This window comes from Acetobacterium bakii (assembly GCF_001263355.1).
GTDB lineage: Bacteria > Bacillota > Clostridia > Eubacteriales > Eubacteriaceae > Acetobacterium > Acetobacterium bakii.
In genome coordinates, this window is the sequence record NZ_LGYO01000003.1 from 14,810 (window position 1) to 35,395 (window position 20,586).

Annotated in this window: 17 protein-coding genes; 13 read left to right on the forward strand and 4 right to left on the reverse strand. The window is 37.7% G+C overall.

Annotated features, from left to right (window positions below; all coding sequences use genetic code 11):
* Positions 1-192: 192 nt before the first annotated feature.
* Both AKG39_RS00710 and AKG39_RS00715 read left to right on the forward strand, forming a co-directional pair.
* Positions 193-1,833 (forward strand): ATP-dependent nuclease, encoded by a 1,641-nt coding sequence (locus AKG39_RS00710; RefSeq protein ID WP_050738442.1) that lies wholly within the window; start codon positions 193-195, stop codon positions 1,831-1,833.
* The gene (locus AKG39_RS00715; protein ID WP_050738443.1) at positions 1,830-2,930 is read left to right on the forward strand and encodes a DEAD/DEAH box-containing ATP-dependent helicase; all 1,101 of its coding nucleotides are present in this window, start codon (positions 1,830-1,832) and stop codon (positions 2,928-2,930) included. The genes AKG39_RS00710 and AKG39_RS00715 overlap by 4 nt, the downstream gene beginning before the upstream one ends.
* Positions 2,931-3,183: 253 nt before the next feature.
* On the opposite strand, the gene AKG39_RS00720 is transcribed toward AKG39_RS00715, so the two are convergent.
* The 3 genes from AKG39_RS00720 to AKG39_RS00725 all read right to left on the reverse strand — a co-directional run bounded on the left by AKG39_RS00720 (position 3,184) and on the right by AKG39_RS00725 (position 5,399).
* Positions 3,184-4,419 carry an IS256 family transposase gene (locus AKG39_RS00720; RefSeq protein WP_050738444.1) on the reverse strand — a complete coding sequence of 412 codons (1,236 nt, stop codon included), beginning with the start codon at positions 4,417-4,419 and terminating at the stop codon, positions 3,184-3,186.
* A gap of 183 nt (positions 4,420-4,602) precedes the next feature.
* Complete coding sequence (locus AKG39_RS20625; protein ID WP_278277891.1) at positions 4,603-4,728, reverse strand: hypothetical protein; 126 nt, start codon at positions 4,726-4,728, stop codon at positions 4,603-4,605.
* A gap of 314 nt (positions 4,729-5,042) precedes the next feature.
* Entirely contained in the window at positions 5,043-5,399 is a 357-nt protein-coding gene (locus AKG39_RS00725; protein WP_050738445.1) for a winged helix-turn-helix transcriptional regulator, read from the reverse strand.
* A 138-nt stretch (positions 5,400-5,537) separates the two neighbouring features.
* Here AKG39_RS00725 and AKG39_RS00730 point away from each other — a divergent pair, with 138 nt between their 5' ends.
* Positions 5,538-5,846 (forward strand): pyridoxamine 5'-phosphate oxidase family protein, encoded by a 309-nt coding sequence (locus tag AKG39_RS00730; protein ID WP_050738446.1) that lies wholly within the window; start codon positions 5,538-5,540, stop codon positions 5,844-5,846.
* A gap of 985 nt (positions 5,847-6,831) precedes the next feature.
* On the opposite strand, the gene AKG39_RS00735 is transcribed toward AKG39_RS00730, so the two are convergent.
* Complete coding sequence (locus AKG39_RS00735; protein WP_126981242.1) at positions 6,832-7,419, reverse strand: TetR/AcrR family transcriptional regulator; 588 nt, start codon at positions 7,417-7,419, stop codon at positions 6,832-6,834.
* 546 nt (positions 7,420-7,965) lie between these two features.
* Between AKG39_RS00735 and AKG39_RS00740 the strand changes: the two genes are divergently transcribed.
* The 10 genes from AKG39_RS00740 to AKG39_RS00785 all read left to right on the forward strand — a co-directional run bounded on the left by AKG39_RS00740 (position 7,966) and on the right by AKG39_RS00785 (position 20,358).
* Positions 7,966-8,325, forward strand: a complete 360-nt coding sequence (locus tag AKG39_RS00740; RefSeq protein ID WP_050738448.1) for a response regulator — start codon at positions 7,966-7,968, stop codon at positions 8,323-8,325.
* 317 nt (positions 8,326-8,642) lie between these two features.
* On the forward strand, positions 8,643-10,586 hold the full coding sequence (locus tag AKG39_RS20975) for a methyl-accepting chemotaxis protein (protein WP_050738449.1): 1,944 nt from the start codon (positions 8,643-8,645) through the stop codon (positions 10,584-10,586).
* A gap of 17 nt (positions 10,587-10,603) precedes the next feature.
* A complete protein-coding gene (locus AKG39_RS00750; protein WP_050738450.1) occupies positions 10,604-12,079 on the forward strand; it encodes a chemotaxis protein CheW in 1,476 nt (491 codons plus the stop codon).
* A gap of 81 nt (positions 12,080-12,160) precedes the next feature.
* The gene (locus tag AKG39_RS00755) at positions 12,161-13,243 is read left to right on the forward strand and encodes a protein-glutamate methylesterase/protein-glutamine glutaminase (protein WP_115028134.1); all 1,083 of its coding nucleotides are present in this window, start codon (positions 12,161-12,163) and stop codon (positions 13,241-13,243) included.
* Between the two features lie 48 nt (positions 13,244-13,291).
* Positions 13,292-13,708 carry a response regulator gene (locus tag AKG39_RS00760; RefSeq protein ID WP_160316124.1) on the forward strand — a complete coding sequence of 139 codons (417 nt, stop codon included), beginning with the start codon at positions 13,292-13,294 and terminating at the stop codon, positions 13,706-13,708.
* 58 nt (positions 13,709-13,766) lie between these two features.
* Positions 13,767-15,209 (forward strand): Hpt domain-containing protein, encoded by a 1,443-nt coding sequence (locus tag AKG39_RS00765; RefSeq protein ID WP_278277893.1) that lies wholly within the window; start codon positions 13,767-13,769, stop codon positions 15,207-15,209.
* Positions 15,202-16,929: a HEAT repeat domain-containing protein gene (locus tag AKG39_RS00770; protein WP_050738453.1), complete on the forward strand. Its 1,728-nt coding sequence runs from the start codon at positions 15,202-15,204 to the stop codon at positions 16,927-16,929. The genes AKG39_RS00765 and AKG39_RS00770 overlap by 8 nt, the downstream gene beginning before the upstream one ends.
* Positions 16,913-17,740, forward strand: coding sequence for a CheR family methyltransferase (locus AKG39_RS00775; protein ID WP_050738454.1), 828 nt, complete (start codon positions 16,913-16,915; stop codon positions 17,738-17,740). The genes AKG39_RS00770 and AKG39_RS00775 overlap by 17 nt, the downstream gene beginning before the upstream one ends.
* Before the next feature lie 11 nt (positions 17,741-17,751).
* A complete protein-coding gene (locus tag AKG39_RS00780) occupies positions 17,752-18,102 on the forward strand; it encodes a response regulator (protein WP_050738455.1) in 351 nt (116 codons plus the stop codon).
* Between the two features lie 18 nt (positions 18,103-18,120).
* Entirely contained in the window at positions 18,121-20,358 is a 2,238-nt protein-coding gene (locus AKG39_RS00785) for a chemotaxis protein CheA (protein WP_050738456.1), read from the forward strand.
* Positions 20,359-20,586: the final 228 nt, after the last annotated feature.

Genomic DNA, 20,586 nt, shown 5'->3' on the forward strand with positions numbered 1-20,586 from the left:
CGAAACATCCCCTCGTCATAATATTCAGTGATGGTGTTAGGCTGATCCTGCAGGAAAGAAATTTGGAGCAATTACTCAGTCACTCCTCATGGTGTGTATTGAATATCTCAATAATCAATGCTATGTAACCTTGTAGAATGGTTAAATTTGTAGGATAATGTGATTATAATCTTTTACGAGGGGGATAGACAATTGATAGAAAAGATAAAAATTGAGAATTTAAAATGTATACAGGGAAGTTTTGAGTTGGACTTGAAACAGGGAATAAATATTCTTGTTGGAAATAATGAAGCAGGAAAATCAACTATTTTAGAGGCCATTCATATGGCATTAAGTGGTATCTTTAGAGGAAGGACAGTAAAAGGAAATTTAACGCAATATCTATTTAATTATAACGTTGTTAATCAGTATTTAGACGACGTTAATAAAGGAAACGCACCAGAAGCACCTTATATTCTCATCGAACTATACATGAATGGCTCTTTTCCGATATTAGAGGGTGATAGATTCACTGATAAAAGCAGGTCGAGTAAAACAAGCGGTGTTGCTCTAAAAATCGCTTTAGACGAAAAATACAGTGAAGAATATGAGTCATTAATCAAGGCTGGTGAACTTGTAAGTTTACCGATAGAATACTATGATGTTGAATGGTATGCTTTTTCTCGGAAAGCTTTGACATCAAGAAGCATTCCGATCAAATCGTCATTTATTGATGTTGGCTTTAGTAAGTTTCAGAACGGTTCAGATATATACATCTCAAGAATCGTTCAAAACATACTAGAAACTGAAGAAAAAACGAAAGTTGCTCAAGCCTACCGAAAAGTAAAAGAAACTTTTTCTAAAGACCCTGCAATATCAAGTATTAACTCGAAAATAACTGGTATATCCAAGTTAAGTAGTAAGAAAATCGAATTAACGGTGGATTTAGGAGCACGTTCAACTTGGGATGGTAGTCTTATCACTCAACTTGACAATATCCCTTTTGATTTTATTGGAAAAGGCGAACAAGCCATAGTGAAAACCGATTTAGCTTTATCCAATAAAAAGGCTGAATCGTCTTCGGTTATCCTTATTGAAGAACCTGAATGCCATATAAGCCATGCTCGATTGAATCAGCTGTTAGAAAATATTAAGTCAAACTATGGTGGTAAACAGATAATAATATCTACACATAGTAGTTTTGTTTCTAATAAGTTGGGTCTGGACAACTTGATATTACTCAATCAACAAAAGACAGTTCGCTTCAATGACCTAGAATCAAAAGAGTTTTTTGAAAAAATAGCTGGATATGGCACCTTACGTCTGATACTCTGTGATAAAGCAATATTGGTTGAAGGAGACTCTGACGAACTGGTAATACAGAGAGCATATATGGATACACACGATGGAAAACTCCCTATCGAAGATAAGGTTGAGGTAATATCAGTAGGAACATCTTTCTTACGTTTCCTAGAAATTGCCAAGCATTTAAGTATCCCTGTGAAAGTTGTAACTGATAACGATGGTGATATTTCAGCGTTGGAAAAGAAATACGAGGATTATATCGGTACAAACAAAAAATCAAATATAGAAATTTGTTATGATAATGAAGAACATATAGGGACACTTATACTTGGAAAAGATAAAAAACCATTCAATTATAATACGTTAGAACCTCTATTACTAAATGAAAACAACTTAAAGATGTTTAACTCAATATTTAACACTAGCTATACTGTCGAAGATGACTTACATAAATATATGAAAAAACATAAAACAGAGTGCGCTTTGAAAATTTTCTCTGCGAAAAATAAAATTAAATACCCCGATTATATCAAGAGATCATTACTATGAAGAACGAATTATTAATTGCTTCTGCTGGTGCAGGAAAAACTACACTTTTTGTTAAAAAAGCTCTTGCCTGTTCGGATTCGGTTCTCATTACTACTTTTACAGAAGAGAATGAAAGAGAGATAAGAAAAAAATTTACGGAATTAAATAACGGTGTAATTCCACCGAATGTTACAATACAAACGTGGTTTTCCTTTTTGATTGAACATGGTGCTAAACCATATCAAGGAAAACTTACAAATAAGAGAATAAATGGTTTGTTTCTTGTGAATGAAAAATCGGGATTAAAATACAGGGGGAAATACCCAGTATATTTTTCAGAAGATGAAATCGATAACCATTATTTTACAAGTGATTACCAAATATACTCTGATAAACTCTCGAAATTTGCCGTTAAATGTAATGAGAAAAGTAATGGTTATGTAATTGTACGAATTTCAGCATTATTTCAAAATATTTTTATAGATGAAGTACAAGATATGGCTGGATATGATTTGGTATTTATAAAACTCCTATTAGAAACTGATTCTGTAATCAGAATGGCTGGTGACCCTAGACAAGTAACCTACCATACTCATTTCTCTAGTAAATACAAAAAATATTATGAGGGAAAAATACAAGAATTCGTATTAAATGAATGCAAACAATTAGAATGCCTTATTGATACAGATGCCCTTAAAGGTAGCTGGCGTAACAATCAAACTATTTGTGATTTTGCAAATAAATTATTTCCAGAACATCCACAATGTGAATCTCTACAAAAGAAAAAAACAGACCATGATGGAGTGTTTTTCGTAGCAGAAAAGGATACTGAAAAATACCTTGAAAAATATTTGCCAATGCAACTAAGATATGATAGGAGAACTAAAAAAATTAATCCTAAGTATGAGGTGAAAAATTTTGGTGAATCAAAAGGTGCAACATATGATAGGGTTTTAATCTACCCTACAAAAAAAATGTTGGACTGGGTACTAAAGAATGAAAAAATAGATAGTTTTGAAGTAAAATGTAAATTTTATGTGGCAGTTACAAGAGCGAAATTCAGTGTTGCTATAGTGTGTAAAAATAACGATAAATCAGATGTACTACCGATATATTAATGCTAAACCGATCGCCCAGGCTTAGGTGGGGGGGGGGCGGACGTTTTTTTGGACTTCAAACGGAATCCCGGGAATGTTTCAAGTTTTGTGTAAACTCTAAAAACTGATATAGCGGGAATTAATCTTAAGGGATAAATGGCGATAAACCGTCATCTGTCCCTTAATTGCATTATACATTGATTTTCCGGCAAGTCAATAAAAAGCACAAAATATAGGATTTTCTGCCTCAATTGGAAGCGGATAGAAACATCCTTCAGTCTAACCGGTCCGCAAAGTAAATCTCCAGCTGAGAGTGGATCTTTCCCCAGTCCCTACGGCTCTGGGTCCATTTTTTCGTCACTTCGATCATGGCCAGATACAGCATTTTCATCAGACTGTCATCGGTCGGGAAAACAACTTTGCTTTTGGTGACTTTTCGCATTTGACGGTTGAACCTTTCGATGAGATTGGTTGTGTAGATCAGCGTCCGAACCTCCTGTGGATATTTAAAATAGGTAGCCAAATGAGCCCAATTGTCTCGCCAGGATACGGCAATTTTGGGATATTTGGCATGCCATTTTTCTTCAAAGGCATCCAGTTCATACAGCGCTGTTTCCTCAGTGGAAGCGGTATAGACGCGTTTCAAATCGGCCATGAGAGGCCTAAGATCTTTGTACGAGACAAACCGGGTGGTATTTCTGATCTGATGAATGACACATTTCTGGAGCTCCGTTTTAGGATAAACAGCAGCGATGGCTTCCGGAAATCCGGTCAGCCCGTCAACGGATGCGATCAGAATATCCTCCACGCCCCGGTTTTTAATATCATTCATGACAGACAGCCAGAACTTGGCACTTTCGTTCTCGCCCACCCACATGCCGAGGACATCCCGGTAACCTTCCATGTTGATGCCGATGGCAATGTAAACCGCTTTTTTAATGATCCGTCCTTCGCTTCGCACGTGAAAATGGATCGCATCCAGAAAAACAACAGCATAGATCTCTTCCAGCGGGCGCGACTGCCATTCTTTGACCAGGGGCAGTACTTTGTCGGTAATCCGGCTGATCGTGGAGTCGGATATGTCCAGTCCATAAAGATCTTTGACATGGTCTTCAAAATCTCCGGTTGACATGCCTTTGGCATACATGGAGATGATTTTCGACTCAATATCCTGGGTTAATGTGTTCTGGTTCTTCTGGATCAACTGAGGCTCGAATTCGCCTTTTCGGTCTCTTGGCACGTCAATCGGCATATCACCAAAGCTCGAATGAACGGTTTTTTTGGAGTAGCCGTTGCGGCTGTTGTCGGTTTCCTTGTTTCGGTAATCATACTTCGTATAGCCCAGTTCATCATCCAATTCACCTTCCAGGCTGTTTTCAACAACCTGAGCAATCAATTCTTTGACGAGATCATTAATGTCACTGCCATCTTTGATCGGGTTTTCTTTTAAGAATTCTCCAATCAAAACCCTTCGTCGTTTTTTCTCAGGACTTTCATCTCTTCTTCCCATAAAAATACCTCCAAACTGATTTTATTCTACATCAGTTTGGAGGTTTACACAAATTTTGAAACGGTCTCCTGTGCTATTTCTTTCGGCGTTTTACAAAAAAAACAAGTGCATCTTGTAGGTTTTCGATTTCTTCTCTGGATTCCCGTAGTTCCTTTTCGAGCTGTTTTAATCGATTTATATCTATTATTGGAATATTCCCAGGCTCTTCACAAAATCCGGTTTTGCTTTTTTTGCTTTACAAATCCAGGTGTACAATGTATCGACTTTAATTTTCAGTCGATCGGCTGCAGCCTGGTATGCAGATTTCATTTGCTAGTTTAAACGCTTCAAAGCATTCCTTTGCGATATATACTTTTTTCATAATTGATCAGTCCTTTTTACTTTCTATTTTACCTCATTTTCTTGTGATTTGGGACTGCACTTTTATGATACCACTCCAGTTTTTCCTCTATTTTCTTGAGAAACGGTCAATATTTTAATAAGTTCCATCATGTGAGATAGTAAATGACAACTTTGTATCCAACATCTTTTATCCTTGCATCACTTTCATACAAATAATAATGGACTCACACCATTTAAAGCATCTCATCATTTTAAAAATATTTGGTCAAGGTGTTTCAAAATCAATTTTCTATTTCCTTTCCCCATACCGTAAGATTCCCAAGAATAGGAAGAAGATTATTTGTATTTTCAGTCAGTTTATATTCAACTCTTAAAGGCATTTCGTTGTATTGTGTGCGAAGTACGAGGCCGTCGGCTTCAAGTTCCTTCAAGGAGGTGACAAGCATGGTGTTGGTTACGCCTTTTATTTTTTTTCTTAGCGCATTATATCGTGTTGGTCCATCATAATTCAACGCACATAGTATGGGTATCTTCCATTTACCCCCAATAATCCCAAGTGCAGTTGAAAGGGGACATTTTTCTTGACACGGGCATATGTTCTCGGAACAAAAATGATTTAGATGATCAGATGCGCTCATTTTTTTCTTACCTACTTTCTATTTTAGTATTTAGTCTTATTTTTCTGAGTAATTTACAAGCTTTCAAATAAGTACTATAATTATATCAGGTAGTAATTGCAGAGTCAATTGCTACACTAAACTTAGGAGGAATTTACTATGGTTATCAATGAAGAAATGAAAAATGTTATCGACAATTCTGCGTTCCTTACAATTGTTACGATGTGCCCTGATGGTACACCACACCCAATTATTGTTGGCGGAGGTACCGTTGATGGTGACAATATTACTGTTGGAGTGTACGCCATGAAGGTCACTCAGGAAAACCTTAAGAACAATGACTGCACCATGATGTTAGCAGCACAAATGATCGAAGGTGCACCCAAAGGTTGTCGATTCACAGGCACGGCAAAAGTTGAAAACGGAAAATTTGTATTCACAGCAACAAAGGCAGAAGCCCTTATTTAATACTATCGTGACACAACATATTGCCAAATAAGAGCCGCTGATTATTAAAGACACAGAAAGTCTTTATAATCAGCGGTTTTTATTTAAACTTGTTTATTGGAATAATATTTGAGTCGAAAAAATCATCAATATAAATGTCAAGGTTATTAACAGCTTGCCTATTTAATTCATCTAATTTGGAGATGTATGCATATATTTGCCGTAAAACTCCTGACATTAACAATTATTTTAAAGTAAAGACAGTAAAGACCCCTTAAAACGTTGAGATGTTGGGATGCAATGGTTTGAAAGGTCTTAATATTTTTTTTGTTGTATATGACGACGCTTTAAATCAGCTGCTTTCCCATAAGAAGCTTTTCCCATTAAGTCTTTCGACGATTCCGGTTTCCTGTGCTTCAAGCTCATCTTCTCGGCAAAGTTCTTAAGGACCCTGCTTTTAGGTTTCTTTGAAATGGGATCTCGATAGGATTCGACAATCCGAACATAATGATGGCCACACCGGGCTTTTTAACCGGAATAAGTACTTTGTTGTTTAATAAGCCTGTGAGCGTTTGCGACGCCGGCGATTATGAAAAAACCTACAGAAAAAGAAGGTGGATTTTTTTATCTTGATCCCACTACATACGCCTCAGCAGGTCAGACCTATCCAGTATCGGTATCATTGATGATTCGGGAATGATGGCTAATGCAAAAAGGAACATCTGGATATATAAACGCGTGGTGGCTACCTATGTGGTCGGGTTTACCTTAACCGATGATTATCTGAAAGGGATGAGAATAAGACGACGAAGGTAACCGGGAAAGATGAAGAAAGTACTAGCTTCGCTTGTTTCACAATAAATGTACTGTAAATAAGGTAGGCGGCACCAGCACTTTAATTTATTGTGGAGAAAATCAATCCCTTTACCGGGGCCATCCACGCTAGAACTCTATGGTAAACTGACGATGTGACAATTATATACAGATCAACGAATACTTGACTGGTTTAAAGAATTTGAGTTTCAAAAGAACTTAATCCTTTTAAAATTATAATCTCAGTGAGCTTTGCAATCTGTTCAGGAGGTTCTTTCATCCCGGTTTTCAGCCACTGGATCATTAAACCCATACATCCAGAGAGAAGATAGGAATAGATATATTCAACTTCGATGGAAGATTCCGTGTGATTTTTTTCCATCCAGTGTTTTAAAAACTTTTCTTTAAAGGCGGTTTTTAAGCGAGTTAAAAAGGCGCGATCACCAGGTTCGCTTACAATGAAATGCATCATTTCTTCGTTTTTTGCAATAAAATGAAACATGTCAATAATAAATAGGCGTGTATTACATTCTATAACGTTGGATGCGTAACGATTAAGGATTGCACAAAAATCTTCAAAAATTTCATTCTCAATTTGGTCCAGCATATCAAAAGCATCTTTATAGTGCAGATAAAAGGTTCCCCGGTTAATATCCACCAAATCAGATAATTCACTTACCGTTATTTTATCAATGTTTTTTTGCAGCAACAATTGAGCTAGTCCTGTCTGTAGTTGCTGTTTGGTTTTTCGGACTCTACGATCAATGTTTTTTCTTATCAATTTACGAAAGTCCCTTCAAGAAAAGTTGTTCAACAGAACCTAAAGCAGTGATGCTTTAAATGAAGCATGTTCATTATACTTGGGAAAGCGTGACTAAGCAACTCTATTTAAACTACATTGTCAGATAGTGACTATTAATAAACACATCTGCAAATAATGACCATTAACAACCATTTTTTTCAGATAATGAACATTAGTGGACAATGTTGAAAATCATTGGCTGTTGAAAAGAATCAGTTCTAGTATATACTAAAAAATATACTGAAAAATAATTGATTAAGGACGAACTATTTGGGTAATGACAGTTGATTTCATGAAATCTGGTTTGAGCCGAACACGATTCTGCAGCGATGATGCTGTAAACTGTGATAATGCCAAATCTTTAATTTATAGAGTTGACCTACTATTGCTTTTATTGAAGGAAATTATATCAGAAAGTAGGAGGTCTTTTTATTTTGTCAGAAAACGTGGTAAGCTTCATTATAAAAAAGTTTAAGATAAAAAACGCAGTGTCAGCTTGGCACACGATTTTACTGGAGGGTGAATATGACTAAAGTATTAATTGTAGATGATTCTTTATTTGTCAGGATACAACTCAGAAAATTGCTGGAAAGCAACGGGTTTGATGTGATTGATGAAGCGGAAAATGGTAAGGTCGCACTAACAAAAATCCGGGAACTGAGGCCGGATCTCGTAACCCTCGATATTACCATGCCGGAAATGGATGGGCTTGAGTGCATGAAGCGGATTAAAAAAATGGATTATTTACCGACGGTAATCATGATTTCAGCAATGGGACAGGAAGTACATGTGCAGCAGTCTATTTTAAATGGTGCAAAAGGTTTTATTGTCAAGCCATTTAAAAATGAAGAATTAATAAAAAACTTGAATAAGTATAAAGTATAAATAATAAAGACTAAAAAAAGAATAAAGGAGGTGGTTTAATGTTCTGATTAGCGGGCAAAGAGATCTTGAGCTACATAAAAGCAGTGAGACGGAGTTCAATACTTTGGCGGAAATTCATAAGCCGCCTTTGGAAAAGGTATTGGATGCAGCATAGAAGAAATTTGCCAAAGGGTTATAATGTCACATTATGATCGTTATATGGAAAATGAGGGAAACAGACAATGGCGTAAATAGATACGGCATTATTTATTATCCGGACTATGAAAAAGAGTGCACCATAAATTAAGAATCAAAGACTTTAGGAGGTCAGAATTATTATGGAAAAAAGATTGGCAAAACCTTCAAGCGACAAATGGGAAAAGTTATCACATGAATCAGTGTCATCATCGGATGAAATGGAGAGAAAAAGAGAATTTGCCAGAAAGCAGGCAAAGGACAAGGTAAGAGCTAGAACTTTAGCGAAACAACAACAGCTGGCAGAGCGGATTGCGGTTGCAACAGAGCAAATGGCTTCGGGAATAGAAGAAGCGAGTAGTGCTGCCGAAGAATTGGCTGCAACCATGCAACAGATTTCCAGTGGAGCAAGTGAAGCTGCTTCTGCGGCTGAAGAGTCCAGAGCGGCAATTAATCAGGTTGACAAAGCATCCTTAATAGCGGATAAGAATGCCAAGGAATCGCTTGAAAGAGCGAAAGTAGCCAAAGAGCTCATTGAAAATACATCCAAAGATATTGAACTCATGATTAAAGGAATCAAGGAATCAGCGGAGACCAACAGTGAATCCGTAAAATTGATTGGTGAGCTTGAAAGACAGTCGAACGAAGTCGGTGAAATTGTTCAGGCTGTTGTTAGAATTGCCGACCAAACGAATCTCCTGGCACTCAATGCGGCGATCGAAGCGGCAAGAGCGGGAGAGCATGGGAAAGGCTTTGCAGTAGTAGCTGATGAAGTCAGGAATCTTGCGGAAACTTCTGAAAAGTCAGCAACAAATATTCGGGCACTGGTAAATGAGATTCAAAGTAATGTTAAAGTTGTGGTTGTTGATATAGAAAATGCCGGTAAAGTTGCAAATGATGAAGTTGAAAAAGCAGTAAGGACGACGGAAGACCTCATTAAAATTAATGAAGAGTTTGTGATTGTTATGAGTGGGATTGCAGAAATATCTCAGAACGCATCAGACGCCAACAAAGGAGCCCTGGAATTTTTAGCGATTGCAGAAACCATTGCAGCCGCCTCGGAAGAGCAAAGCAGTGCTTCTGAAGAAGTTGAGAAGGCCATACAAATGCAGAATAAAGCTTTTAATGAGTTAAACGCTGGAGCATCAGACTTGTCTCAAATGGCAGAAGACCTTAAGAGTTCAACCGAGGCGCAAAAGTCCTCCGAATCCCTTGCAGCTGCTTCAGAAGAACTTTCAGCCAATGTAGAGGAAGGGACTGCAACTGCAGGAGAGATATTAAATGCAATGCAGCAAATATCCGCGGGAGCTCTTTTACAAGCCGAGAGTGCGGAAAAGGGTTCATTATTTGCAGAGAAACTATCTGTGGCATCAACACAAATGAGTGAAAGAGCAGGGTTTTCGGCAGATATCGTTACAAAACTTCAAAAGCTTTTAGCAGACAATAAAATTTCAATTGACAGCATGATTTCAGGAATCGGAGATTCTGCTAAAATCTCAATGGGTGCAGCTAAAAATATTAAGAGTCTTGAAGAAACCACATTAAGGATTGATAAAATTGTGGATGCAATCGTCAATGTTACGATACAGACTAATATGCTGGCTATTAACGGTTCCATTGAAGCCGCAAGAGCAGGGGAGTTTGGAAGAGGTTTTTCGGTAGTCGCAGGTGATATAAGAGCTCTTGCCAATGAATCTGCAGAAAATGCAGACAAAATCAAAGATCTTGTAAGAGCAATACAGAATCAGATTCAGAGAGTATCGGCAGATACCGATGCATCAAGTAAATCTTCTTTTGCAGAGGTGGAGAAGTCTAAAAAGACTACCGAAAATCTTAATATTATTGAAGAAAATATGCTAAAAATACTGACTGGTGCCGATGAAATTCAAAAGGGCGCTGAAGAATCTCAAGTAGCACTTGTGCAGGCATCAAAGGGTGTAGATCAGATCGCAACTGCAGCCCAGGAAGCCAGTAGCGGAGCTGAACAAGCTGCAACTGCAGCAAGTCAGCAATCAAAAGGGATGCAGGAATTGGCAGAAGCTATTGAAGAGATATCAGGACTCGCAGATGAATTGCAGAATATGTAGAAATGGAGGCGGTTGCTATGTGTGCTAGTTTAAACAATACAGTCGCAACAGAACGTCAGTTAGTTACTTTCCGACTTGGAGAGGATGAATTTGGCACCGACATCATGGATGTCAAGGAAATCATAAGGGTACCTGTTATCACCAAAGTACCTAATGCACCTGACTATGTGGAAGGTGCTTGTAACCTGAGGGGAAATATTCTCCCAATAATAGATGGAAGAACAAAGTTTAATCTGGAAAGAAAAGAAAAAGATGAAAACAGTAGGGTTCTTGTCATTGATGTTGAAGGTGAGGCTACAGGAATCATTGTAGATAAGGTATCCGAGGTTATGAGAGTATCCACTTCGGACATAGAAGAAGCACCTCAGATTGTTAAAAATGTTGATTCTGACTTTTTAGATGGCGTGGTGAAGCTGGACAATGGACAAAGGCTTATTATCATTTTAGATGTCGTTAAAGCACTTATTGTAAATAATATTGGAAAAGAATTGAAAAACGGTGACGATGAAAACGTGAAAAACAATATCGAATCAGTTAGTGTAGGCGAGGACAAATCAATCGATGAGGAACAATTGGTTACATTCCAGCTTGATCAAGAGGAATATGCCATTGAAATTATGATGGTTAAAGAAATCATACGAGTACCACAAATTGTAAAAGTTCCAAATTGTGAAGCCTATATCGAGGGCATCCTTTCCTTGCGGGATGACTTGCTCCCAATTATTAATTTAAGAACATATTTTGGAATGGGGTATACTGAAATCAGTGATCGTAATCGGATACTGGTGGTGGATATGGGCAATTTCACTGCCGGAATTATGGTGGATAAAGTTTCAGAGGTTTTGAGAATACCTAAAAACAGTATTCAACCGCCTTTGAAATTCTCGGCACAGAGTGGAGAACAGCTAAAAGGCATTGCAAAACTGAGCAACGGTAAACGAATGATTTTCATACTTGAACCTTCAAAAATCATTTCTGCAGATATATTGGATGCGATCATCGCAAATGATGACACCCATGAGCAGAATGGTGATGGTCAAAATGTTGAAAGACAGATGCTTGATGAGGTGCAGTTCGTTACTTTCAAAATAGATGATGAAGAGTATGGCATTAAGATCGATAATGTTCAGGAAATCAATCGGATGACCGAAGTGACTAAAATTCCAAACGGTCCCTACTACATAGAGGGGATTGTCAATTTACGAGGCAATATTATTCCGGCATTGGATCTTAGACGGTTATTTAAGCTTTCCGAAAAACAGCTAACCGATGCTACAAGAATTATTATTGCTGATTTTAATGGTAAAAGAACGGGGATTATAGTCGATTCTGTTTCGGAAGTTCTCAGATTTGAAAAAAAATTGATAGAGGCACCAACTAAAATATTAAGCAGTGGGGTTGATAGCGATTATATAGAAGGCGTTGGTAAACTCGATGATGGCAAAAGAATGATTTTGATTCTGGATATTGGTAAAGTACTGAGCTTCAGTTAAGGGGATGTTGCTCTGAAGTCTTGAAACAATCGAGGCTTCAGAACGCATTTAAATTTATCGGTATTATAGGAGGTGGCGGTAGTGATTGGCAAGATAAAGATATTGATCGTTGATGACTCAGCCCTTATGAGACGAGCACTGAAAGAAATTATCATGACTGACCCAAGTCTTGATGTGGTTGGAACAGCAAGGGACGGAAGCGATGCAATTGAAAAGGTACGGGAGTTAAAGCCGGATGTTGTAACAATGGATATTAATATGCCGGTTATGGATGGTTTGACCTCCATGCAGTATATACTAAACGATTATCCCGAAATAGCAGTGCTGATGGTGAGTTCTCTGACAGCTGAAGGGGCATTGACTACTTTTGAAGCTTTGGAACTCGGCGCTTTTGATTACGTGGCTAAGCCATCAGGAACGGTATCAGCGGATATTCATCTGATAGGCAGGGAAATCATCCAAAAAGTAAAATTGGCTTACAAAAGTGTCAATGGAAAAAGCATAAGAGCTCGAATTGAAAGACGCAGCAGTGATATACATCAAAAAAAAGTGGAATCCATAAAGCAATCAGATGTGACAGAAATCAAAAAGTGCACAAAGGTAGTGGTTATTGGTATTTCCACCGGTGGTCCGGGAACCCTCATGGAGGTATTGCCGATGCTGCCGGAGAACCTTGGGGCTGCGGTTATTATCATCCAGCATATGCCAGCTGCTTTCACAACTTCATTTGCAAAAAGACTGGATGGTGCATGCCGTATTCCAATCAAGGAAGCTGATCCAGGTGATGTACTCCAAAATGGCAGAGGCTATCTTGGGCCGGGAGGATACCAATTGGTAGTCAGGGGAGAAGCCGGTGCGCTCAGACTTCCCAGTACTCCTAAAACTGTTTTTATGCCATGTGTCAATGTAACGATGGAGTCTGTCCTTGCAGCCTTTGGAGGCGAAAACGTCATCGGAGTATTAATGACCGGTATGGGAGATGATGGAGCAGATGCGATGGTGAAGATAAGAAAAGCTGGCGGCATTACTATTGCAGAAGACGAATCCACAGCGGTGGTTTTTGGTATGCCAAAGGAAGCGATTGAAAGAGGCGGTGCGGAAATTGTGGCACCTTCATACAAGATAGCTGAGGCAATCATAAAAGCAGTTAGAAGAATTAGTTAAATGAAAAATTTCATTGTAAAGAGTGATTTTGAATTAGTGGAGGTACTGATGAAATGCAGGTATAAGATTTTGATCGTAGACAATGAAGAAAATGAAGAAGCAGTGAGTCTGCTTAAAAAAAATCTTGAACAGGAAGGGTATGGCGTTGATACCAGTCTTTCTGCCACAGAAGCCTTAGAAAAGGTTAAAAATACCAAGTATCACATTGTGTTAACAGCTATTGTGATGCCACAGATGGATGGACTTGATCTTTTAAGAGAAATAAAGAAATATGATCCGTTGGCACAGGTAATCATGATGACAGAGTTCTCAACAATGGGCAGAATACTAAGCGCTTTGGAGTATGGCGCCAATGACTATATCCTTAAACCTTTTAAAAGCACCGAGTATGTATTGGATATCATTCAATACGCGGTAAAAAAGCTGGAAAGATGGCGAGACGCTTTTATCGAGATAGTTCAATAGCAAACCGGTAAAATTGGCAATATTAGATAAATCTAGGTGGTGATATTAAATGGATTCAATGATACAGTTGTATTTGGAAGAAACGGAAGATATGCTTCAAAAGGCAGAAGAATGCATGATCAGACTTGAAGTGGAATATTCTGGGGCAGACATCAATGAGCTGTTCAGAATTGCCCATACCATAAAGGGGTCTTCTCATATGGTCGGCTATGTGGATGTTGGAAACCTCATGCATAAAATTGAAGACATGCTTGATTGTGCAAGAAACGGTTCAATCCTATTTGAACAGAGTATCGTATCGCTTTGTTTCGAAGGCTTGGATATTACTAAGAAGATGCTGTTATGCAAAAAAAGACAAGGCTCTGATGAAATTATGGAGAGCATCACCAATGACGCACAACGAATTTCAGAAACGATTGAGATTTTTATTCGCGTTAATAAGCAGGAAGAGGTTGTGGCTGTTATTCGCCAACCTGAACCGGGGATTATTTCTTCCTACTTAGGTAAACCGTCTGATGGAAAGAATACCTATTTTATTACCTTCTTTTTTGAAGAAGAGGTTCCCATGATATCTCCTGTAGTAGTGATGATTTTAAATTCTGTTGAAGAGATGGGAACCCTGATATTTTCCAGTGTAGACGACAATTATTTTTCTGGGAACTCGAGTAAACAGGAGTTAAAGACTTACGAGATTATAATATCCACAGCTACTGATGAAGCTGAACTATATGCCTATTTTGCGTTGAACTATGTAGAAAAAATAAACATAGTGGATTTAAGCAGAAGTAAGCTGGCACAAAATGATCATAGCTTTTTGCATAGTAACGATACGTTGTATGTTGTCATTCTCAAGGCATTAATGGAGCTGCATAGAATAGATTTGAGTCAGGAAGTTATTACAAGCAGGGAAGAGCTTGACGCAATGAAATTTTTAAGCGAGGCAGTAAAGGCATTGAGTTCACAGAAAAAAAATCCAATGGTTGATAATTTTCTTGATGATTTCAAAAAAATTAATGACCAGATTATTAAGTTTTTTGAGGGACCGGCTGATATAGATAATAACATCAGCTCGAATTACCAAAAACAAGTGGTGAGACTTATTGAAAAATCTTTCCACTATACAAAAGGCAAACAAGTAGTCAGCTTTTTTAAAGCTGACAAGGACAGCTTTATCTCCAGACTTCGTAATTTTGTTGGAAAGATGAACAAGACTTCAACGTTTATACTTCTTATTGATGTGAGCCAACTCACCGTGTTACATGAAGATGAGGTTAGGGCTTTGATTGAGATCAGAAATCAGATAGAAGCTAAGGGCATTGTGATCGGGATCATCGCTGAAGGTTATCAGGTTAGAAGCATTATAAATATTTTTGATTCAATTAGAAATGTCGAAAATTTTCATGTGTCTAAATCAGGGCTTGAGGCAATCTTAAGGAGTTTTAATTCGGAGGATTCTTACCAAATAATCAGTAAAAAAATAAAGGATGTACAGTATGGATAGTGATAAGCATCTATTTGAAGAACAAGAAATGAAGTTGCTCATAAATGGCCTATTGACGGCAACCGAAAGATATCAGCAGGAAAAACTCGCGCAAAAAATCGGGGGTATTAAAGATGAACGAACGGCTGAGTCAGTGGCGATACTCTTTTATTCAGATGATGGATATATCCGTAATATTGCAATTGAAATACTGATTTTGCTTGATGAGAAGGCGTTGCCGATTTTGAAAGAAAAACTCTCGGACAAGGATAGAAATATTCGCAAATATGCTTTAGATGCCTTAAAACATATTAAAGGAACAGAAAGTTGTAAAATTGCTTTAGAAACACTCGATGATCTGGATGAGAATGTTGTCGAAGCAGCTTTGGAAGTAATCGCAGAACACAAATTTATAGAAGCAAAAGACAGACTTTGGGAAATGTTGAAAAAGACAAAGAGTGTCTGGATTATTAACGCACTATTAAACACATTTACAAGCCTTGATGTAAAAAACTGCCCAGGTGTTATAGAGGCAAAAATTATATCCTTGGATGCAACACCCATTGAAAAAAATATTTTGATGAATACCTATGTCAGAACCCTTGGGAGCATCGGTTCCCAGGGTGATATTGATGCGATTGTAAACTATTCAAAAGATTTTATAATCGATGATTCAAATCTTATTTTCGGACTAAGTAATCAAATTGTTAATAATGATATTGTCAAGCTCTCCGCGAAAACCAGAGATAAACTGGAGATGATTTTTAAAGAGCACTGGGATTACAAAGATTCAGGCCAAATACGCATTTCCCTGGCAGCGATGATTAAACTTAATCTGGATTTCTTTCTTGATGATATCGAAGCAATAGTTAAGTTTTACAAATGGGAGGAATTTTTCGTGACAAGCCTTTATGATCTCATGCAGAAACTCGATGACATCGCAACTGGCTATGCCAATAAAATGCTGAAATCCCAAGAGTCGGAACTGGTTGAAGTATGTCTAAAGTTAATATATACAAAACGAATCGAGGGCTGTAACTATATTGTCGAAGGATTGTGCGATTCGGACAATCCTGATATATCCGGGTTGGCAATTCGTGTTATTGCCGATATTGATTCTTATAAAAATACTGTCCTGCTTGAAAGATTTTCCAGCAACTATGATGAAGCAGGTATGGCACTGATTGAAAACACGGCTACAAACGAAAGCCAGCTCATTGAAGCATTGTCAGCCTTATTCAAAAAAAATCCGGTAGTTGGGTGGCATTACCTAAACTCAAAAATTGATTCCATGAGTGAAAGCGTCAGGGTAGGATTGATAGATATCATTCCCGGGGCTGGAGATGATGATTTTTACAGCTTTATGACCACAATGATTAACGACCCATCACAATTGGTTAGGAAAAAGACGATAAAAGCTTTAGGCAGTAAAATTAATGGCAGAAGTCTGATCATTCTGAAGAAACTGTATAAGGATGAAAGTGATCCCGTAAATAGAAGAGAAATCATTGCTAACTTATACAAATTTAATAATGATTATATCTTGGATACTATCAATGATGCAGCCTTTAGCAGTGATATCCTCACAAGATTAGCAGTCATTAAAGCATTAAGCAGTAATGACTGCAGCAAGTCTGTGGAGGTGCTGGACCACTTACTGAATGACTCGGTAGAAGAGGTGGCAGAAGCTGCTAAAATAGCTTTGGAAAAGAAGAGGTGTTTGAGTGATATTATCAGATGACCTATATGATAAGTATATTAAACTGATCTACAAACGAACAGGGCTTTACTATGAATATAATAAAAAGTACTATGTGGAAAAAAGGATTCAGCAGCACGCAGAATTGCTTCAAATGGATTCGTTAAACGAGTATTTTATGATGCTGAAATTCGAAAGTGACACGTCTGAATTTTATCAATTAATCAATGACCTTACTGTAAATGAAACTTACTTTTTTCGGGACTTCCCGCAATTACGTAACTTTGCAGAGGATGTATTGCCTATGGTTACAAAAAGTAAAGCTGGCAGAAAAAAGATAAAAATATGGTGTGCAGCATGCTCGACAGGAGAAGAACCCTATACATTATCAATTATTCTGCAAGAAATGCTTGAAGAACCTGAAAAATGGGATATTCAAATCGTTGCCTCTGATATTAATGCCGAAGTATTGCAAAGAGCTAAGGTAGGACTCTATGATAGCAGAGCCATAAAGGATGTACCGCTGGAATATCTGTCAAAATATTTTACAAAACGTCATGACAAATATCTCATTAATCTTAATATCAGAAAGTCTGTATCGTTTATGCGGATTAATCTGATGGATGAGAAAGAGCGGCACAGGATCAACGGATGCGACTTCGTATTCTGTCGAAATTGTTTGATTTATTTTGATGATGTGTCAAGAAAAAGTGTTGTCACAAGCTTTTATGAATCCTTAAATATAGAGGGGTTTCTTTTTCTGGGCCACTCCGAATCGGTAGGTAGAATTTCGTCTTCTTACAAGGTTAATAAAATAGGGGATACAATTGTGTATTCCAAGCCGAAAGGATGAGGGGAGAAGATATGAGCGTGCAGAATAAAACTAAAAAAATATTGGTGGTGGATGATTCTGAGATGGTGCGAAACTTCCACAGCTATATTATTAAAATGTTTGGTTATCAGGTAGAAACAGCTGAAAATGGTGCAGTAGCACTGGAAAAGCTGCTGGGAGAAGAGTACCAACTGATTGTAACAGATATCAATATGCCAATCATGGATGGATATGAAATGATAAAGAATATGCATGATCAGAGAATAGCGATTCCTATTATCATCATCTCCACTGAAGATGAGCACAAGCCAGGTGAGGACATCTATTTAGTAAAACCGACCAATCCTGAAAAATTAGTCAGTACTATAAAAATGCTGCTTTAGGGCGATGGAGTGAGTATTATGGATAAAAATAATTACAGACAAGATATGAGCATTGTGAAAATGTTCATCGATGAATGGATGACATGTTTTAATAGTCTCGAGAAAGAAATACTGAAACTCGAGCTTTACTCCAAGGATATGGAGCTATCCGATATTCTTTTAGATGACATCCACTGTATTAAGGGTGGATCGTCCTTTATTGGATTATCACCGATTACAAGATTATGTTTTGAGATAGAGACAATCTTAAAAGCATTAGAAAACGATGAGATCACTGTTAAAACAGAATTGATCGACAGTCTCCTTTTGTTTCTTGATTTTTTCAAAGCTTATCTTGTTAGACTGAATGAAATAATTAAGGAAAAATATTTTACAGATGAAGATGACGGACTGTATCTGGAGATTCAATATGAAGACCATGAAAAACAGGAAGATCAGGTGTGCCACAGCTTGAAACTGGCATTTGAAAAATGTCATGTGAATGCGCCAGAAGAAAATAAGATACCAGAACAAGGATCTGAAAACGCAAATCTGGATATTCTGCAATCCGAGGAGTTTAAGTGCGGACTTGCAGAGGGGATTCAGGAGCAGTTTCAACTTGAAAACTTAGAGCATATTGAAAAAATCGAGAATGATTTATTAATGCGCCTGGATAGCAATGGTGCTGACAGAGAAGCAATTAATGAAATATTCCGAGCTGTACATAGTGTTAAAGGCGGAACCGGAATATACCTTGCAGTACTAAATCCACAAAGCACCCTTTATACGGGATTAAAACAATTTTTAGAAATTGTACATTCCTATGAAAGTCTGTTAGCTTTAATAAGAGATAAGGAATGCAAGTTTGAAAATATACTCGTTGATTTAAGCTTTTTTGTGATGGATTATTTAAAATCTTTTATCAATGCCATTGACTCGGAAAAGTTTGAGAATCTAGGGGATCAGGATATTCTTGATAAGATTAAGCAACAGCTATTGGATCTTCAGTCCGTGAACAGTGCAGGAGAGAATAAGTGCGTTATAACACCATTGGAAGCCCCTAAAGCTGAGGCTGTTAAATCAAAAAATATCGTTACCCAGAGTATCAGAGTTAATCAGGATAAGCTTGATAAAATGATGAATATGATTTCAGAGCTTTTAATTGCGAAGAACTCATTTATGCACATATCGTCAAAGCTGAATATGGACTATGATTTGCCTGAAATATCAAAGGAAGTCAAGGAAGTCGGGGCATATGTCAATCGAATTTCCGATGAGCTTCAGAATACGATTATGTCCATTAGAATGGTAGAAGTGAAAACGGTCTTCCAAAAAATGCCAAGAGTGATCAGGGATATTGCTCAGAGTACCGGCAAAAAAATGGAACTCATCCTCCAGGGTGAGAACACTGAAATTGATAAAACTATTATTGAAAAGATCAGCGACCCTTTGGTACATTTGATCAGAAATTCTGCAGATCATGGCATTGAGTCTCTTGAGGATCGGTTGTTAAAGGGCAAGCCTGAGATAGGGAGGATCGTCCTTAGAGCTTATAATAAAAACAAACAGGTTTATATTGAAATAGAAGATGATGGAAAGGGAATTGATCCGGAGAGGGTGAAAATAAAAGCGATAGAAAAAGGTATTGTATCACAAAATGAAGCTGACAAAATGAACCAAAACCAATTGATAAACCTTATTTTTCTTCCGGGCTTTAGTATGGCAAAAAAGATTACAGAGGTATCAGGGCGAGGCGTTGGCATGGATATCGTCAAAAGCAATATATCCAAAATCAATGGTAAAGTTACCATCGAGAGCGAAGTGGATAAGGGTACAAAAATGATTGTTCAATTACCTCTTTCACTGGCAGTTTCTCGCGGTTTGATAGTGGAAGTAGATCACGAAACGTATATTTTTCCTCTGGACAATATCGTTGAAACAGTAAAAATAAATAGAAACACCATTCATGAATTCAATGGAAAATTCTTCACATATTTAAGAGGAGAAGCAATCGGAATTGAGTGGCTTTCTAAGATTTTTTCAACCGGGGAGCGAGATAATGAAAAAGAAGAACTGAATGCTGTGATTCTATCCGATGGCTTTGAAAATTATGCAATTGTAGTAGATAAACTTAGGAATGAACAGGAGTTTGTAGTAAAGACATTAGAAGGCCATCTGGCCTCTATTCCAGGAATAACCGGTTCTACGCTTCTCGGAAACGGACAAGTCGTGTTGATTGTTAATCCTATTGATTTGATGCAATTTATAGAAAAATAATGGATCGGAGGGACGGTTTTTTTGTACAGAGTTCATTCGCTTGAACACGAAAGAAATGGCATAATTGATTTTGTTCCAGCTCTTTTGAATGCCCTGAGCGAAGCCGGGCTGTCTGACCTGGAAACACGTTAACTCTTAATCAGGGTGTCGAGTGTTCGAATCCCTGAAGGGGCAGCAAATTTCAACTTACAAAACCGCTGTGCAGAGTCATCTGCTAAGCGGTTTTTT

Coding starts and splice junctions, on each gene's coding strand:
- AKG39_RS00715 (WP_050738443.1), top strand. CDS start 1,830: ATGAAGAACGAATTATTAATTGCTTCTGCTGGTGCAGGAAAAACTACA.
- AKG39_RS00720 (WP_050738444.1), bottom strand. CDS start 4,419: ATGGGAAGAAGAGATGAAAGTCCTGAGAAAAAACGACGAAGGGTTTTG.
- AKG39_RS20625 (WP_278277891.1), bottom strand. CDS start 4,728: ATGAAATCTGCATACCAGGCTGCAGCCGATCGACTGAAAATTAAAGTC.
- AKG39_RS00725 (WP_050738445.1), bottom strand. CDS start 5,399: ATGAGCGCATCTGATCATCTAAATCATTTTTGTTCCGAGAACATATGC.
- AKG39_RS00730 (WP_050738446.1), top strand. CDS start 5,538: ATGGTTATCAATGAAGAAATGAAAAATGTTATCGACAATTCTGCGTTC.
- AKG39_RS00740 (WP_050738448.1), top strand. CDS start 7,966: ATGACTAAAGTATTAATTGTAGATGATTCTTTATTTGTCAGGATACAA.
- AKG39_RS20975 (WP_050738449.1), top strand. CDS start 8,643: ATGGAAAAAAGATTGGCAAAACCTTCAAGCGACAAATGGGAAAAGTTA.
- AKG39_RS00750 (WP_050738450.1), top strand. CDS start 10,604: ATGTGTGCTAGTTTAAACAATACAGTCGCAACAGAACGTCAGTTAGTT.
- AKG39_RS00760 (WP_160316124.1), top strand. CDS start 13,292: ATGAAATGCAGGTATAAGATTTTGATCGTAGACAATGAAGAAAATGAA.
- AKG39_RS00765 (WP_278277893.1), top strand. CDS start 13,767: ATGATACAGTTGTATTTGGAAGAAACGGAAGATATGCTTCAAAAGGCA.
- AKG39_RS00770 (WP_050738453.1), top strand. CDS start 15,202: ATGGATAGTGATAAGCATCTATTTGAAGAACAAGAAATGAAGTTGCTC.
- AKG39_RS00780 (WP_050738455.1), top strand. CDS start 17,752: ATGAGCGTGCAGAATAAAACTAAAAAAATATTGGTGGTGGATGATTCT.
- AKG39_RS00785 (WP_050738456.1), top strand. CDS start 18,121: ATGGATAAAAATAATTACAGACAAGATATGAGCATTGTGAAAATGTTC.